The sequence below is a fragment of the Streptomyces sp. NPDC054842 genome, assembly GCF_053611025.1.
In genome coordinates this window covers 1-16,216 of sequence record NZ_JBSGZN010000003.1, presented here as the reverse complement: position 1 = coordinate 16,216, position 16,216 = coordinate 1, and the positions used below count along the sequence as shown (strand labels likewise).

The 16,216-nt window shown below is 72.3% G+C and carries 13 protein-coding genes; 9 read left to right on the top strand and 4 right to left on the bottom strand.

Annotated elements, in window-relative coordinates:
- The first annotated feature begins 11 nt into the window (after positions 1-11).
- Together ACWGIS_RS03180 and leuE are read left to right on the top strand one after the other, a co-directional pair.
- Positions 12-1,592 (top strand): acyl-CoA mutase large subunit family protein, encoded by a 1,581-nt coding sequence (locus tag ACWGIS_RS03180; protein WP_453360704.1) that lies wholly within the window; start codon positions 12-14, stop codon positions 1,590-1,592.
- Positions 1,593-1,652: 60 nt separating this feature from the next.
- The gene (gene leuE, locus ACWGIS_RS03175; protein WP_453360703.1) at positions 1,653-2,309 is read left to right on the top strand and encodes a leucine efflux protein LeuE; all 657 of its coding nucleotides are present in this window, start codon (positions 1,653-1,655) and stop codon (positions 2,307-2,309) included.
- Between the two features lie 48 nt (positions 2,310-2,357).
- Here the strand turns inward: leuE and ACWGIS_RS03170 are convergent, their stop codons facing one another.
- Positions 2,358-3,821 (bottom strand): FAD-dependent monooxygenase, encoded by a 1,464-nt coding sequence (locus ACWGIS_RS03170; protein WP_453360702.1) that lies wholly within the window; start codon positions 3,819-3,821, stop codon positions 2,358-2,360.
- Between the two features lie 39 nt (positions 3,822-3,860).
- Between ACWGIS_RS03170 and ACWGIS_RS03165 the strand changes: the two genes are divergently transcribed.
- Positions 3,861-4,511 carry a TetR/AcrR family transcriptional regulator C-terminal domain-containing protein gene (locus ACWGIS_RS03165; RefSeq protein ID WP_453360701.1) on the top strand — a complete coding sequence of 217 codons (651 nt, stop codon included), beginning with the start codon at positions 3,861-3,863 and terminating at the stop codon, positions 4,509-4,511.
- A 123-nt stretch (positions 4,512-4,634) separates the two neighbouring features.
- Here the strand turns inward: ACWGIS_RS03165 and ACWGIS_RS03160 are convergent, their stop codons facing one another.
- From ACWGIS_RS03160 to ACWGIS_RS03150, 3 genes are read right to left on the bottom strand one after another with little or no spacing between them, the layout of a single operon-like run.
- Entirely contained in the window at positions 4,635-5,774 is a 1,140-nt protein-coding gene (locus ACWGIS_RS03160) for an acyltransferase family protein (RefSeq protein WP_453360700.1), read from the bottom strand.
- Complete coding sequence (locus ACWGIS_RS03155) at positions 5,771-7,105, bottom strand: alpha-2,8-polysialyltransferase family protein (RefSeq protein WP_453360699.1); 1,335 nt, start codon at positions 7,103-7,105, stop codon at positions 5,771-5,773. Before ACWGIS_RS03155 ends, ACWGIS_RS03160 begins: the two co-directional genes overlap by 4 nt.
- Positions 7,102-8,082, bottom strand: coding sequence for a glycosyltransferase family 2 protein (locus ACWGIS_RS03150; RefSeq protein ID WP_453360698.1), 981 nt, complete (start codon positions 8,080-8,082; stop codon positions 7,102-7,104). Before ACWGIS_RS03150 ends, ACWGIS_RS03155 begins: the two co-directional genes overlap by 4 nt.
- Positions 8,083-8,280: 198 nt before the next feature.
- Between ACWGIS_RS03150 and ACWGIS_RS03145 the strand changes: the two genes are divergently transcribed.
- The 6 genes from ACWGIS_RS03145 to ACWGIS_RS03120 all read left to right on the top strand — a co-directional run bounded on the left by ACWGIS_RS03145 (position 8,281) and on the right by ACWGIS_RS03120 (position 16,128).
- Positions 8,281-9,615: a DUF6716 putative glycosyltransferase gene (locus ACWGIS_RS03145; RefSeq protein ID WP_453360697.1), complete on the top strand. Its 1,335-nt coding sequence runs from the start codon at positions 8,281-8,283 to the stop codon at positions 9,613-9,615.
- Between the two features lie 32 nt (positions 9,616-9,647).
- Entirely contained in the window at positions 9,648-10,955 is a 1,308-nt protein-coding gene (locus ACWGIS_RS03140; protein WP_453360696.1) for a cytidylyltransferase domain-containing protein, read from the top strand.
- Positions 10,956-10,969: 14 nt separating this feature from the next.
- Positions 10,970-11,908 carry an N-acetylneuraminate synthase family protein gene (locus ACWGIS_RS03135; RefSeq protein ID WP_453360695.1) on the top strand — a complete coding sequence of 313 codons (939 nt, stop codon included), beginning with the start codon at positions 10,970-10,972 and terminating at the stop codon, positions 11,906-11,908.
- 46 nt (positions 11,909-11,954) lie between these two features.
- Positions 11,955-13,073, top strand: coding sequence for a hypothetical protein (locus ACWGIS_RS03130; protein ID WP_453360694.1), 1,119 nt, complete (start codon positions 11,955-11,957; stop codon positions 13,071-13,073).
- Between the two features lie 462 nt (positions 13,074-13,535).
- A complete protein-coding gene (locus ACWGIS_RS03125) occupies positions 13,536-14,768 on the top strand; it encodes an amidohydrolase (RefSeq protein WP_453360886.1) in 1,233 nt (410 codons plus the stop codon).
- Between the two features lie 313 nt (positions 14,769-15,081).
- A complete protein-coding gene (locus ACWGIS_RS03120; protein ID WP_453360693.1) occupies positions 15,082-16,128 on the top strand; it encodes a BMP family lipoprotein in 1,047 nt (348 codons plus the stop codon).
- The last annotated feature ends 88 nt before the right edge of the window (positions 16,129-16,216 follow it).

Below are 16,216 nucleotides of genomic sequence, written 5' to 3'. Positions count from 1 at the left end.
AGGCACACACCATGGCGCGCGAGTCGGAGTCCGGACTGCCCATCGAGCCGGTCTACGGACCGGACTCCCTCGCGGACTGGGATCCTGCGGAGAAGCTGGGCGAGCCCGGGAAGTACCCGTTCACGCGGGGCGTGTACCCCTCGATGTACACCGGCCGCCCGTGGACCATGCGCCAGTACGCGGGCTTCGGCACGGCCGTGGAGTCCAACGCCCGCTACAAGCAGCTGATCGCGAACGGCACCATGGGACTGTCCGTCGCCTTCGACCTGCCCACCCAGATGGGCCACGACTCCGACGCGCCGATCGCCTCCGGTGAGGTCGGCAAGGTCGGCGTGGCCATCGACTCGATCGACGACATGCGCATCCTGTTCGGCGGCATCCCGCTGGACAAGGTCTCGACGTCCATGACGATCAACGCCCCCGCGGCGCTGCTGCTGCTCATGTACCAGCTCGTCGGCGAGGAGCAGGGCGTCCCCGCGGACCAGCTCACCGGCACGATCCAGAACGACGTGCTGAAGGAGTACATCGCCCGCGGCACGTACATCTTCCCGCCCAAGCCCTCGCTGCGGCTGATCGCGGACATCTTCAAGTACTGCAAGGCCGAGATCCCGAAGTGGAACACCATCTCGATCTCCGGCTACCACATGGCCGAGGCCGGTGCCTCTCCCGCGCAGGAGATCGCCTTCACGCTCGCCGACGGCATCGAGTACGTGCGCACGGCCGTCGCCGCCGGCATGGACGTCGACGACTTCGCCCCGCGCCTGTCCTTCTTCTTCGTCGCCCGCACGACGATCCTGGAGGAGGTCGCCAAGTTCCGCGCCGCCCGCCGCATCTGGGCCCGGGTGATGCGCGAGGAGTTCGGCGCGAAGAACCCCAAGTCGCTGATGCTGCGCTTCCACACGCAGACGGCGGGCGTGCAGCTGACGGCGCAGCAGCCCGAGGTGAACCTGGTCCGCGTCGCCGTCCAGGGCCTCGGCGCGGTGCTCGGCGGCACGCAGTCGCTGCACACCAACTCCTTCGACGAGGCCATCGCGCTGCCCACGGACAAGAGCGCGCGCCTGGCCCTGCGGACCCAGCAGGTGCTCGCCTACGAGACCGACGTCACCGCCACCGTCGACCCCTTCGCGGGCTCGTACGTGGTCGAGAGGATGACGGACGACGTGGAGGCCGCCGCCGTCGAGCTGATGGCGAAGGTCGAGGAGATGGGCGGCGCGGTCAACGCGATCGAGCACGGCTTCCAGAAGGGCGAGATCGAGCGCTCCGCCTACCGCATCGCCCAGGAGACGGACTCCGGCGAACGCGTGGTCGTCGGCGTCAACCGCTACCAGCTCGACGAGGAGGAGCCCTACGAGCCGCTGCGCGTCGACCCCGCCATCGAGGCCCAGCAGGCGGAGCGGCTCGCCCGGCTGCGCGCCGAGCGCGACCAGGCGGTCGTCGACGCGGCGCTCGCCGACCTGAAGAAGGCGGCCGAGGGCACGGACAACGTGCTGTACCCGATGAAGGACGCGCTGCGCGCCCGGGCGACGGTGGGCGAGGTCTGCAACGCCCTCCGGGAGGTCTGGGGGACGTACGTGCCGACCGACGCGTTCTGACCCGTCCCGCCGTCCGGAAGCCCCGAGCGGAGTGTCGTACCCCTGTGCGAGACTCCGCTCATGCTTGGCGTCATCGACCTCCCCACCTACCTCGCGGGCCTCGTCCTGATCGTGCTGCTTCCCGGGCCGAACTCGCTCTACGTCCTCTCGGTGGCCGCCCGCCGCGGCGTGCGCAGCGGGTACCGGGCCGCCGCCGGTGTCTGGTGCGGCGACGCCGTGCTGATGACGCTGTCCGCCGCGGGGGTCGCCTCGCTGCTCCAGGGCAACGACGTGCTGTTCGGGATCGTGAAGTACGCGGGAGCGGGCTATCTGACCTGGCTCGCGGTGGGCATGCTGCGGGCCGCGTGGAGCCTGTGGCGGACCCGGCGTGAGCGGGCGGACGCCCGGAGCGCCGAGCCCGCGCCGGTCGCCGGGGAGCGGCCGTTCCGACGGGCGCTGGTGGTGAGCCTCTTCAACCCCAAGGCGATCCTGTTCTTCGTCGCCTTCTTTGTGCAGTTCGTCGACCCCGGGTACGCCTACCCGGCGCTCTCCTTCGTCGTGCTGGGCACCTTCGCCCAGCTCGCGAGCTTCCTCTACCTCACCGCCCTGATCTTCGGCGGTACGAAACTGGCGGCCGCGTTTCGCCGGCGCAGGGCGCTCTCGGCGGGGGCCACCTCGGCGGCGGGCGCGCTGTTCCTCGGCTTCGCGGTGAAGCTGTCGCTCGCCGGCTCCGTCTAGGCGGGGCAGCGGGGCCCCGCGGCACCCCCCGGCGGTCCGGGCGCGCGCTCAGCCGCGCCCGGCGCTCCCCGTGACCCGGGCGAGGTAACCGGCCGCGCCCTGCGCCGAGTCGCCCGCCCAGCCGACGTAGCCGTCCGGGCGGACCAGGAACACGCCCGTGCCGTACGCCTCGTAGGCGGGGATGCGGACCGTGCGCGGCGCGACCCCGTCGAACGACGGCAGTACGGCGTCCGTGCCCACCGCCAGCAGGGTCCAGTGCGGGCCGCGGAACGCGTCGAAGAGCCGTACGCCACCGCGCCGTCCGTCCGGCGCGCGGTCCCCGGCGTGCAGCGCGTCCTCCGCGAGAGCCGTCCTGGTCTCCTCGGTGAGCGCCGAGTCCCGGTAGCCCAGGCCCAGTTGGGTGGTCGCGTCGCCGCGCCGGACCTCTCCGCGGTGCACCTGGGTCGACAGCCCGAGCACGCCGGCGGCGACGGGCCTGCGCTCGTCCTCGTAGGAGTCCAGGAGCGCGTCGGCGGCCTCGCCGGTGAGCACCGCGGCCAGCTTCCAGCCGAGGTTGTAGGCGTCCTGGACGCTGGTGTTGAGGCCCTGCCCGCCGGCCGGTGAGTGCAGGTGCGCGGCGTCGCCCGCAAGGAAGACGCGCCCCTCGCGGAAGCGTTCCGCCAGCGCGGTGCGGGGCCGGAAGGCGGAGGCCCAGCGGACCTCGGTCAGGGCGTCGGGCGACAGGTGGGAGCGTTCGGCGACGACCTCGCGCAGGCCCGCCAGGGACAGGTCGGGTGTCACGTCCGGCGGGAACTGCGCCATGACCTGGAAGTCCCGCGTCCCGGCGAGCGGGCAGACCGCCAGGAAGCCGCCGCCGTCGGCCGGCGGGAAGATGTGCCAGTTGTCGCGGTCCAGGCCGGTGATGCGGACGTCGGCGACCAGCGTCGGCTGCGGGTCCACGGTCTCGCCGCGCATGCCGATGCCGAGCGAGCGCCGTACGGCGGAGCGGCCGCCGTCGGCGGCGACGGCGTAGCGGGCGCGGACCGCGGGGCCGGCGGCGAAGGAGGCGGTGACGCCCCGCGCGTCCTGGTCGAGAGCGGTCAGCTCGCGGCCGAAGGCCACGTCCCCGCCCAGCTCCCGCAGCCGCGCGTGGAGGATCCGCTGGGTCCGCCACTGGGGGAGCATCCAGGCCCACCGGTACGGCTCTGCCTCCGTCGGCTCGGGCTCGTCGAACATCCGGTGCTCGCCCTGGCGTTCGCCGTCCCGCCAGATCATGCCCACCGGGTAGGGGCCGCCCGCCGCCCGGACCTCGTCCAGGACGCCGAGGTCGTCCATGACCTCCAGGGTGCGCGGCTGGAGGCCCTTGCCCCGTGACCCGGGGAAGAGGGTGTCGGCGCGTTCCACGAGCAGGGCGCGCACTCCGCGCCTGGCCAGGTCGACGGCCAGGGCGAGCCCGGTGGGACCGGCGCCGACGATCAGCACGTCCGTCCCGACGACGTCCGCGGGGCCGTCCTTAACGTCGTTAAGTTCCATGCGGCGCAGCATGCACTTAACGGCGTTAAACTGTCAACCGTGACTTCGAGGAAGACTCCCGGGCTGGACAAGCGGCTGGTGGCCGGCACCGCACTGCGGCTGCTCGACGACGTGGGCCTCGACGGGCTCACCCTGCGCGCCATCGCCAAGGAGCTGGACGTCCAGGCACCCGCCCTGTACTGGCACTTCAAGAACAAGCAGGCGCTGCTCGACGAGATGGCGACGGAGATGTACCGCCGCATGGTCGCGGACTCGGCCGCGCCCGCCGACGCCACCTGGCAGGAACGGCTGCTGGCCGCCAACCGGGGTCTGCGCGCGGCGCTGCTCGGCTACCGCGACGGCGCCAGGGTCTTCAGCGGCTCCCGCTTCACGGGCATCGACCACGCGGTGCAGATGGAGGAGCAGCTCCGCTTCTTCACCGGCGCGGGCTTCACGCTCGCCCAGGCCGCCCGCGCGACCACCACGGCGTACCTCTTCACGGTCGGCTTCGTCACCGAGGAGCAGGGGATGCGGCCGCCGCCCGGGGAGTCCGGCGAGCGCTTCGACATCGGGGAACGCACCGCGCGCATGGCCGACTACCCGCTCGCGGCCGCCGCGGGCCCCGAGATCTTCCAGGACTACGACCAGGGCTTCGAGGAGGGGCTGAGCCTGGTGGTCGCGGGCATCGAGGCCCGGTACGGGATCGCCTGAGCCGGCCGGGGCGTCCGCGCCGGGATCGCCTGAGCCGGCCCGGACGTCCGGGCCGGCGGCTCAGGGGCCCGGCGCGGAGGTCCGGGCCGGGCGGCGCGCGGCTGACGCACGCGGGGAGAGCGGTCAGCGGGCCGTGGTGAGCAGGGCGCGCAGCCGGGGCGCCAGCCGGTCCTCGACGAAGTGGTTCAGCAGCCAGGCCAGGACCAGCATCGTGACGACCGTCAGCGGCAGCGTCGCGTACGACGGCAGGTGCAGGGTCCGGTGGTAGGTCTCGACGGCGACCCAGCCCAGGTGCTCGTGGATCAGGTAGAAGGGGTACGTCAGCGCGCCCGCCACGGTCAGCCAGCGCCAGTTCGCCCAGCCCAGCCAGCCGAGCGCGATCGCGGCGACCGCGAGGTACCCGAGCGTGACGACCAGGACGATGCCGTACGAGGTGCGGAACGAGAAGAAGTCCGGGTTCGGGGCGTGCCACAGCTGCGCCACCGCGTAGTGCTGGCCCAGCAGCCAGCTCACGCCGACGATGCCCCAGGCGTACGCGTCCCGCCGGTCGCGGTGGACGAGGTAGAGGCCGACCCCGCCGACGAAGAACGGCGCGTACTCCGGCATCAGGACGACGTCCAGCATCGGCTGGTGCGCGCTCTGCGCGATCGCCGCCGCCAGCGTCCAGCCGGCGCAGAAGAGGATCACCCGCCGCCGGTTCGCGCCCGGCAGCACGATGCACAGCGCGAACAGCGCGTAGAAGCGCACCTCCGCCCACAGCGTCCAGCACACCCCGAGCACCCGGTCCACGCCCAGCGGCTGCTGGAGCATCGTCAGGTTCACCAGCGCGTCACTCGGCGACACGGCACGGTAGGCCACGACCGGCAGCGCGAAGACCGCCGTCACGAGGATCACCGCGGCCCAGTACGAGGGCAGCAGACGCGAGGCGCGGGAGGCGAAGAACGCCCGCAGGGTGCGGCCCCAGCCGCTCATGCAGATCACGAACCCGCTGATCACGAAGAAGACCTGCACGCCCAGGCAGCCGTACGCGAACCACTCGTGCAGCGAGGGGAACTGGACCTTCGGCGAGCTGCCCCAGGCCCGGGCGATCTCGCCGTCCCGGCCGCCGTAGTGGTACCCGGCGACCATCAGCGCGGCCACCAGCCGCAGCCCGTCGAGCGCACGCAACCGCGGTGCGTGCACCCGGGGTCCTATCCGGGGCGGGACGTCGGCGGCCTCCGCGGCGGGCGGGACCGGAACCGGTGCCTTCGTCGCCGCGGTCATCCGAGCGTCGCCCGCTTGAGGGAGCGCGCCCGCCGCGCCACCCGGCGGACGGTCGCGTTGCGCGGCAGGAAGGCGAGCTGGGCCGGGACCGCGCCCGGCAGCGCCAGCGAGGTCAGCCGCCGGCGCTTGAAGTAGCGCCAGGTGTGCTGGTCCAGATGGAGCGTCAGATACCGCTCGGCGGCCGGACGCAGCGTGGGGTAGATCTTCGGCTGCATGGCGAACCCGACGGCCCGCACGAGGGCGGTCAGGTCCTCCGTGCCGAGCCCGGGGCGCTGTGCCTCGACCGCCGCCCGGTCCGTCAGCTCGGGCAGCAGCGCGTCCACCACGGTCACCGGGACGCGGTTGCTGTTCTCGTACGGGGTCAGCCGGTCCAGCAGCGTCTCCGTGCCGATCCGGGCGACCGGCAGGCCGTACAGCGCGGACGCCGTGAGCAGCGCGGTGGAGAAGCAGCCGACGACCAGGGCCGGCCGCATTCGCTGGTAGAGCACCTCGGCGAGGACCGGCACGTCGACCACCGTCAGGTCGGCGCCGAGCTTCTCGGCCTCCTTCTCCAGCAGGCGCGACCAGCGGGCCGGCGCCGTGGGGTGCGGCTTGAACACCACGCTGCGGTGGCCGAGTCCGACGGCGCCCCGCAGCATCCGCACGTGGAGGTCCTCCTCCTCCTCGGCGGAGAGGATGCCGAGCGCCGACAGGTACTGCCCGAGCAGCAGCGCCGGCTCCTCGACCACCGGCAACGCGTCACCCGTGTCGCCGAGTTCGGCCAGCACCTTCGAGAAGGCGTCCGTCGGCACCACCTCCGGCGGGACGTCGAACTCGGTGAGCAGCAGGGGCGTGAGGCCCGGCACGAGGTCCAGGTGGAGCAGCCGGGTCACGCGGGTGCCGACCAGCGGGTCGATCTTGTTCCGGGTGGGCCCGTAGCTCATCAGGCCGTCCGCGTACACGGTGACGGGTGCGCCGAGGAAGATCTGCGCCACGGCGAGGGCCGGGTTCACCTGGATCGACTCGACGGCCAGCTCGACGTCGTCGTCCCCGAGCCGCCAGGCCAGCCGCAGATGCCGCTCCCACAGCGGCACGTCGTCGGGGCGCGGCGCCCAGCCACCTGGGTGGAACGGCGAGATGGTCTCGTTCCACGAGATGACCTCGTCGAACCGGCCGCACAGCTGCGCGAAGCCCGGCATCTCGTCCACGGCGGGCGTCGTCTCCGGCGTCGCCGCGTTGTTCGAGACGAGCAGGATGCGCCGGTCGGCGGGCGCGAAGGAGTCCGTGTCCAGCGCCGCGGCGAGCGTCGCCGTGCCGTACAGCGTGGACGCCATGAAGATCTGCGTGGTCACGCGGCCACCCCCGTGGCCGGAGCCGGACGGCGCCGCAGCCGGCGCAGCCGCGTCGCGCGCTGGACGTCCATCGAGTCGAGTGCCTCGTCGAGCACGTCCTGCGGCATGCGCCGCAACGCGACGGCGCTCATCGACTTCAATTTCCGTGCCACGGACGGCTCGAACCTCTCGATGGATCCCAGGTGATGGGAAATGATCGCGCAATACGTGCGCACGGCCTTGGGCAGCAGAATGTCCGCGTCGCGGTCCGCCGCGGTCTCCGCGACGACCTGGTCGAAGGCCCGGATGAAATCGAGCTGCCGCACGTCCCCGATCTGGGTCAGCGAGGAGGCGACACCGCGCCGGTAGAACACACCGAGCAGCCCCACCGTGGCGAAGGATTCCGCCTCCCGGTGCAGCTTCCAGATCCACGGCCGGTCCTCCGCCGTCCGCAGCCCGTCGGTGAAGTGCAGCAGCCCGCGGTCGACCAGCCGGCGGTGGTAGACACCCGCCCAGGCGTAGGCGTAGTCGACGGAGGTGGAACGGTCGGCGGGCAGGATCGCGTCACGGGGACGCAGCACGACGCCGCGCCGGCCGTGCGGCACCCGGTGCACGGTGCGGGCCCGCGCGGTGCACTGGACGTGGTCCGTACGGACGAAGTCGCAGCCCAGATCCTCGATGGCGGCGAGGAGTTGCTCGTAGTACCCGGGGGCGAGCCAGTCGTCCCCGTCCAGGAAGGTGAGGTATTCGCCGCGCGCCGCGTCGATGCCGGTGTTGCGCGCGGTCGCCAGTCCTCCGTTCTTCTCGTGTCTGACATGCACCGCGCCCGGGAGCTCGCGCTCCGCGCGCGCGAGAATGTCCGGCGTCTCGTCGCGAGAACAGTCGTCGACAAGGATGAATTCGAAGTCGTCGCGTGTGTTGGCACGCAGACTCTTCAGAGTGTCGGGCGCGTATTGCTGCACGTTGTAGAACGGCACGATGACGGAGAGCTTGACCACCCGAGTGACGTTAGGCGGCGGCCCGGCATTCGTCTTGACCGTTGGTGAGATGCAAGGTGAACGACGCGTGGCGAAGCCGTGAACCAGGCTGATTTCCGTGCCAAGAACGGACCGAATCCCCATTCGTCGATGTGCTGTTAACCGTTTGTTGCATTCAGGTTGGGCCGCACAACGAAATCGCTTCCTAGCGTCTTGGACGTGCCAGCAAGTACCAGGAAGTCCCTGCGGATCGCCGTCCTCGCGGATTCCGACACCCGGTGGAAGTGGGGCTCGCTCACCGCGAGCCGCATCGCCCCCGCCGGATCGGACATCCGGCTCGACGGCTACCTGCTGCGCGGCCGTGCCACGCCCACCGCCCGCCAGCTCCAGGAAGTCGGCGTCCGCCCCGACTCGCTCCGCGAGGTCACCGGCGTCGAGTTCCTGCGCACCATGGGCGAGGAGGCGTACGACCTCGTCGTGCTCGCCCTGGTCGGCGGCGCCGTCCAGGCGATGCTGCACGGGCTCGGCCGGGCCTGGGACGGCCGGACACGGCGGCCGCTCGTCGTCACCGGCTACGTCGGCGTCGTCTACGAGAAGCTCGCCGACGGCCTGCTGCTGCGGCACGGCGCGGACCTCGTCCTCGCCAACTCCCGCCAGGACGCGGACCGTTTCCGGGCCGTGTACGAGGGAGTGGGCGCCGACGCCTCGGCGGTGACGGAGGTGGCGCTGCCCTTCCTCGGCGGCGCCGGCTACGAGAAGCACGACCCGTACACGGTCGTCTTCGCCGCCCAGCCCTCGGTGCCCGAGAACCGCAAGGACCGTACGTACCTGCTGGAGCGCCTGATCCGGCACGCACGGCTGCACCCGGACCGCGAGGTCCTGCTGAAGCTGCGCTCCAGGCCCGGCGAACACACCACGCACATCGAGGAGCTGCCCTACCAGAAGCTGGCGGAGAAGGCCGACCCGCCCGCCAACTTCCGCCTCGTGTACGGGCACATGGGCGAGGTCCTTGACCGCACCGACCTGCTGGTCACCGTCAGCTCCACGGCGGCCCTGGAATCCCTGCACCGCCGCATCCCCACCGTGGTCCTGACCGACCTCGGGGTGCGCGAGGCGCTCGGCAACCACCACTTCGTGGGCTCCGGCTGCCTGGCCTCCTGGGACCAGCTCGACGCCGGGCACGAACCGGCGCCCGACCCGGCGTGGGTGGCCCGCCAGGGCGTCGCCGCTGGGGGCACCTCCCAGACGGAGTCTGGGGGAGGCTCCTACGAGACGGCCTTCGACGGCGCGCGGGCCCGCATCGCCGAACTGCTCGGCGCCGCCCGGCTCCCGCGGCTCGCGCCGTACTACACGTCCGCCACCGCGCCCGGCTACCTGCCCGGCATCCTCGCCCGCCACCACCTCGCACCCGACGGCAGCCCGCTGCCCGGCGCACCCGCCGCCGACAAGGAGCCCAGCCCCGTACGGCAGATCGTGCGGCGCGCGGCCCGCGGCGCCTACCGCCACGGCGTCCAGCGCGTGGCGCCCGTCATCCGGCGGATGGGGGAGCTGTGAGCGCCCCGATCCCCTCCCAAGGAGTACAGCTGATGTCCCACCCGGAAGCGGGCCAAGCGGCGCCGGTACGCCGTGTGCTCGCGGTGATCCCCGCGCGCGGCGGCTCCAAGGGCGTGCCCGCGAAGAACCTCGCCCCGGTCGGGGGTGTGCCGCTGGTGGCCCGCGCCGTGCGCGAGTGCCGCTCGGCCCGGCTCGTCACCGACGTGGTGGTCTCCACCGACGACACGGCGATCGCCGCGGCGGCCCGCGCCGCCGGCGCCGAGGTCGTCCTGCGGCCCGCCGCCATCGCCGGGGACACCGCGACCTCCGAGGCCGCGGTCCTGCACGCCATGGACGCCCACGAGGCCCTGCACGGCGCCGCGGTCGACGTGGTCCTGCTCGTCCAGTGCACCAGCCCGTTCATCGTCCGCGAGGACATCGACGGAGTGGTCCGCGCGGTCGTCGAGCAGGGCGCGGACACGGCGCTGACCGTGGCCCCCTTCCACGGCTTCGTGTGGCGCGACGGCTCCGACGAACCCGCCGCGCCCGTCGCGGCCGGCACCGGCCGCACCACGGCCGCCGGCGGCACGGACACCCTCGTCGCCTCCACCGCCACCAGCGGCGGCTACGGCATCAACCACGACAAGTCCTTCCGCCCCCGCCGCCAGGACCGCCCCCAGGACCTCCTGGAGACCGGCGCCGTCTACGGCATGGACGCGGCGGGCTTCCGCACCGCCGGGCACCGCTTCTTCGGCCGTACGGAACTCGTCCGCACCGACCCCGCGAGGGTGCTGGAGATCGACGACCCGCACGACCTCGCCCGCGCCCGCGCGCTGGCCCCGCTCTTCGACGCGGGCCGGCCCGGCGCCCTCCCGACCGCCGACGACATCGACGCGGTCGTACTCGACTTCGACGGCACCCAGACCGACGACAGGGTGCTGATCGACTCCGAAGGACGGGAGTTCGTCTCCGTGCACCGCGGGGACGGCCTCGGTGTCGCAGCCCTGCGCCGCAGCGGACTGTCGATGCTGATCCTGTCCACGGAACAGAACCCGGTCGTCGCCGCCCGGGCCCGGAAGCTCAAGATCCCGGTCCTGCACGGCATCGACCGGAAAGACCTCGCACTGAAGCAGTGGTGCGAGGAGCAGGGCATCGCGCCTGAGCGCGTGCTCTACGTCGGCAACGACGTCAACGACCTCCCGTGCTTCGCCCTCGTGGGCTGGCCCGTGGCGGTCGCGAGCGCCCACGACGTCGTGCGCGGCGCCGCACGCGCGGTCACCACCGTCCCCGGCGGCGACGGCGCGATCCGAGAGATCGCCAGCTGGATCCTCGGCCCTTCTCTCGACTCCCTCGACACGTAAGGAACGTCTTCACCATGAGCAGCAACTCCCGCCTCCGCACCTTCGGTTCGAAGACCGCCGGCCCGGGGCAGCCCGTCTACATCACCGGCGAGATCGGCATCAACCACAACGGTGACCTGGACAACGCCTTCAAGCTGATCGACGTGGCCGCCGAGGCCGGCTGCGACGCCGTCAAGTTCCAGAAGCGCACGCCCGAGATCTGCACCCCGCGCGACCAGTGGGACATCGAGCGCGACACCCCCTGGGGCCGCATGACCTACATCGACTACCGCCACCGCGTGGAGTTCGGCGAGGACGAGTACCGCCAGATCGACGAGCACTGCAAGAAGCGCGGCATCGACTGGTTCGCCTCCCCGTGGGACACCGAGGCCGTCGCCTTCCTGGAGAAGTTCGACGTGCCCGCCCACAAGGTCGCCTCCGCGTCGCTGACCGACGACGAGCTGCTGCGCGCCCTGCGCGCCACCGGCCGCACGGTCATCCTCTCCACCGGCATGTCGACGCCGAAGCAGATCCGCCACGCCGTCGAGGTCCTCGGCAGCGACAACATCCTGATGTGCCACGCCACGTCGACCTACCCGGCGCAGGCGGAGGAGCTGAACCTCCGCGTCATCAACACCCTCCAGGCCGAGTACCCGAACGTGCCGATCGGCTACTCCGGTCACGAGACGGGCCTGCAGACCACGCTCGCCGCGGTCGCCCTCGGCGCCACCTTCGTCGAGCGCCACATCACCCTCGACCGCGCGATGTGGGGCTCCGACCAGGCCGCCTCCGTCGAGCCGCAGGGCCTGACCCGCCTCGTCCGCGACATCCGCACCATCGAGGCGTCCCTCGGTGACGGCGTCAAGAAGGTGTACGAGTCCGAGCTCGGCCCGATGAAGAAGCTGCGCCGCGTCTCGGGCGTCGTCGCCGAGGCGGAGATCGCCGCGGCCGCGGGCGAGCCGGTCGCGGTCTGATCCCTCTGCCCCCTTCCACCCTCACGGAAGCGACGGTCGTACGTCGATGAGCCCCCGCGCCGGTTCCGCCGGCAGCCGCCCCAAGAAGCCGGACACCCTCGCGTTCGTCGAGAGCCCGGTGCAACTCCTCAACGTGCTGGAGTGGGCCCACACCCAGAACCTGCGCACGGAGGAGGGCACCGCCCCGGCACCCGGCGCGGGGCTCACGCTCGTCGTCCTGTCGCCCACCGACCCCATGACCCGGGGACAGCTGCGCCGCATGGCGGAGCTGGCCCGCGACGAGGGCTACGAGGTCCGGTGGGAGGAGGCCCGCGGCGGCACGACTGCCCCGTTCCACACGATCGGCGGCCTCGTCCCGCTGCTGCGCAGGGCCCGCCGCATAGTGATGGGAGACCCGTTCTCCCGCTACGTGCAGCTCCTGCTGACCATCACCGCCGCCCGCGACCTGGTGGTCGTGGACGACGGCACGGCGACGATGGAGTTCGTCGCCCAGCTCGGCCGCGGTGAACGCCTGGTGCGGTGGCACCGGCGCGGCGGCCGGCCCGGGGCGCGCGACGTGCTGTTCGCGCCGGTGTCCGCCTCCGCCCGCCGCCGGCTCACCCCCACCGGCCACCGCTCGGTCGAGGTGTTCTCGTCCATGCCGATCGACTCGGCACCGGACGGTGTCCTCGTCACACCCAACGACTTCGCCTGGACCCGGGCCCGTTTCGGCCCGCCGCGCATCACCAAGGGCGCCGACCTGGTGGGCACCTCGCTCGTGGAGACCGGCGTGGTCGACCCCGAGCGCTATCTGGCCGCGGTCCGCTCGCTCGCGGCGGCGCACGGCGCGACCCGGTACTTCGCCCACCGCCGCGAGAGCCCCGAGAAGCTCCGCAGGCTGGCCGGCGAGACGGGCCTGGAGATCGTCCGCCCCGACCTCCCGCTCGAACTGATCGCCCGCCGCGGCCCCATCGGCCGGACCGTCCTCAGCTTCCCCTCGACCGTGGTCCACACCCTGCCGCTGGCCCTGGCCGGCACCGACGTGCGCGTCGCGGTCTGCGACATCGACCCCTCCTGGCTCACCGAGAACGCCTCGCCCCGCGCCGAGGGCTTCCTCTCCGGGGTGACCGGCACGGCCAAGGACGTCCACCGCCTCACCGCGGTCGCGCACACCGCCCCGGCATAGGGCCGGGCGGACCGGGCACCCGGAAACCATCGCGCGGTACGGGGCGTGCTCCCGGTGACGTTCGGTCACCGGACGGTCCCGGGCCGTGCGGAGGATCTCGGGTGAGGCTCGCGTCACGCTGGGGGACGGGGCGGCGACGTGCGTATCTGTGGCACCGTGGAGTACGGGAATGGGCTCGGGCACCCCGGGCGTTGTTCCCCAGTGGGACTCCGCGGGCTGCGCCGCGGAGCGGTTCGAGAACCGTCCGCCGGACCGGCGGGAGAGGTCGACGGCGACCGAAGGGCCTGATCAGACGGCCCGGTTCGAGATCCAGCCGCCCGGAGAGCCGGGCGAGTTTACCCATCCCGGCCGATACCTATGCGCCGGGCGGCCAGCTTTTCTTCCCCTAACGGGCTGAAGTTTTGTTGATCGTGGGTCGGCCGGCCGCCCGATCGCCCTACCCTTCAGAGGGTGAACCAACTGATGTCCCGAGAGTCCGAGGCCGATCATCCCGGGGAAGCAGTGCTTCCCGGCGCGCTGCCCGAGGCACTGCGCGCCGAACTCGTGGCCTTCCGCCGCGACCTGCACATGCACCCGGAGCTCGGCAACCAGGAGTTCCGTACCACCGCGGCGATCAAGGCCCGCCTGGAGCAGGCGGGCCTCACGCCGCGTGTGCTCGGCACCGGAACCGGCCTCGTGTGCGACATCGGGCTCGACGGAGGCCCGCGGGACGGCGGCCGTCCCATGCTCGCCCTGCGCGCCGACCTCGACGCGCTGCCCATCCCGGACACCAAGGCGGACTGCGCCTACCGGTCGACGGTCCCGGACCGCGCCCACGCCTGCGGACACGACGTCCACACGACCGTCGTCCTCGGGGCCGGCCTGGTCCTCGCCGGGCTGCACCGCGAGGGGCGGCTGCCCCAGCCCGTCCGGCTGATCTTCCAGCCCGCCGAGGAGGTCCTGCCCGGCGGCGCGCTCGACGCCATCGAGTTCGGGGCGCTGGAGGGCGTCGGCCGGATCATCGCCGTGCACTGCGACCCGAAGGTGGACGCGGGGCGCATCGGCCTGCGGCACGGTCCGATCACGTCCGCGTGCGACCGGCTCGAAGTCTCCCTCGACGGCGCGGGCGGCCACACCGCGCGCCCCCACCTCACCACCGACCTCGTCACGGCGGTCGCCCGGGTCGCCGTGGACGTGCCCGCCGTGGTCGCCCGCCGCATCGACGCGCGCAGCGGACTCTCCGTGACCTGGGGACGGATCGAGTCCGGCCACGCGTGCAACGTCATCCCGCAGCACGCCGAGCTGTCCGGGACCGTGCGCTGCCTGGACCTCGACGCCTGGCGCCAGGCGCCCGACCTGCTGCACGCCGCGATCGACGAGATCGCCACGCTGCACCGGGCGAAGTCCGAGATCAACTACGTCCGCGGCGTCCCGCCGGTCGTCAACGACCCGGTCGTCGCCGACCTGCTGCGGGACGCCATGACCGCCCGGCTCGGACCGCACTCCGTCGAGGACACCACGCAGAGCCTGGGCGGCGAGGACTTCTCCTGGTACCTGGAGCAGGTGCCCGGCGCCATGGCCAGGCTCGGCGTCCGCACGCCCGGTGAGCGCGGCGGCCGCGACCTGCACCAGGGCGACTTCGACGCCGACGAGGCGGCGATCAAGGTCGGCGTGGAGCTCTTCACGGCCGCGGCCCTGCTCGACGCCCTCGCGTAGCCGTCCCGCGCCCCGCCCCCGTCGGCCCCGCTCCGGTCGCGGGGCGGGGTCGTGCGCAGTAGCGTGAGCGTCGGTTGGAAACAGCCACTCGCGCCGTCACGCGGACTTCACCCCCGTTTGCAGAGCGTGGCGGACGCGAGGGGGGCTGTGTCCATGAAGCGCCCCTTTCGATCCCGTGGTTCACAAGGACGTAACCGGCCATCGGCACGAATGGGTAACGGCCCGGGGAACCCCGTTCCCTCCACGGTCTACGCGCGTTAATCTGCGCCGAACTCAGCACCCACTGCGGGGCTTTGGAGAAGGGGAACTTCGGATGCGTCGTATTTCCAGCCTGACCCGTGTCGCGGTGGGGGTCGCGTCTCTCGCACTCGCGGCCACGGCCTGCGGCGGTACCAGTGACGAAGGCGACGGTGGCGAGAGCAGCAGCGACAAGGGCCTCGCCATCGCGTACGACATCGGCGGCAAGGGCGACCAGTCCTTCAACGACGCCGCGTTCGCGGGCCTGGAGAAGGCGAAGAAGGAGTTCGGCTACGAGACGGCCGACCTCGAGCCGAATGACGGCGAGACGGACGCCGACAAGGAGCAGCGCCTGTCCTCGCTGGCCAAGCAGGGCTACAACCCGGTCATCGGCGTCGGCTTCGCCTACGGCCCCGCGATGGAGAAGGCCGCGGCGAAGTACCCGAAGACGACCTTCGGCATCGTCGACTCCGTCGTCGAGGGCAAGAACGTGGCGTCCCTCGTCTTCTCCGAGCAGGAGGCGTCCTACCTCGCGGGCGTCGCCGCCGCCAAGGCCACCAAGACGAACACCGTGGGCTTCGTGGGCGGCGTGGACGTCCCGCTGATCCACAAGTTCGAGGCCGGCTACAAGCAGGGCGTCGAGGACACCAAGCCCGGCGTCAAGGTGCTGTCGCAGTACCTGACCCAGACGGCGGAGGAGGGCGGCTTCTCCAGCCCCGACAAGGGCAAGGCCGCCGCCGAGGGCCAGATCGAGAAGAAGGCCGACGTCCTCTACGCCGCCGCCGGCCTGTCCGGCCAGGGTGTCATCGAGGCCGCCGCGAAGAACAAGGTCTGGGCGATCGGCGTCGACTCCGACCAGTACAAGCAGAAGGCGCTGGCCCCGTACAAGGACTACATCCTGACCTCCGCGCTCAAGGACGTCGGCGGTTCGGTCTACGCGCTGGCCAAGTCGGTCCACGACAAGAAGCCGCTGACCGGCACGCAGACCTTCGATCTCAAGGTGAACGGTGTCGGCCTGGCCGACAGCAACCCGAAGATGGCGGAGGTCGCCGGTCTCACCGACGCGGTGGCCAAGGCCAAGGAAGGCATCACCTCGGGCACCATCAAGGTCAAGACCGAGTAGCCGGGCGACGGGCCCCGGCCCGTCGGCGCCCGGACGGGCGGACACTGGCGAAGCGGTACGGAGCGGGCGGGCACCCCAGGTGCCCGCC

What these genes read in the sequence shown, in the direction of transcription:
- leuE (WP_453360703.1), top strand. Translation starts at nt 1,653, where the DNA reads ATGCTTGGCGTCATCGACCTCCCCACCTACCTCGCGGGCCTCGTCCTG.
- ACWGIS_RS03130 (WP_453360694.1), top strand. Translation starts at nt 11,955, where the DNA reads ATGAGCCCCCGCGCCGGTTCCGCCGGCAGCCGCCCCAAGAAGCCGGAC.
- ACWGIS_RS03140 (WP_453360696.1), top strand. Translation starts at nt 9,648, where the DNA reads ATGTCCCACCCGGAAGCGGGCCAAGCGGCGCCGGTACGCCGTGTGCTC.
- ACWGIS_RS03160 (WP_453360700.1), bottom strand. Translation starts at nt 5,774, where the DNA reads ATGACCGCGGCGACGAAGGCACCGGTTCCGGTCCCGCCCGCCGCGGAG.
- ACWGIS_RS03120 (WP_453360693.1), top strand. Translation starts at nt 15,082, where the DNA reads ATGCGTCGTATTTCCAGCCTGACCCGTGTCGCGGTGGGGGTCGCGTCT.
- ACWGIS_RS03125 (WP_453360886.1), top strand. Translation starts at nt 13,536, where the DNA reads ATGTCCCGAGAGTCCGAGGCCGATCATCCCGGGGAAGCAGTGCTTCCC.
- ACWGIS_RS03180 (WP_453360704.1), top strand. Translation starts at nt 12, where the DNA reads ATGGCGCGCGAGTCGGAGTCCGGACTGCCCATCGAGCCGGTCTACGGA.
- ACWGIS_RS03170 (WP_453360702.1), bottom strand. Translation starts at nt 3,821, where the DNA reads ATGGAACTTAACGACGTTAAGGACGGCCCCGCGGACGTCGTCGGGACG.
- ACWGIS_RS03135 (WP_453360695.1), top strand. Translation starts at nt 10,970, where the DNA reads ATGAGCAGCAACTCCCGCCTCCGCACCTTCGGTTCGAAGACCGCCGGC.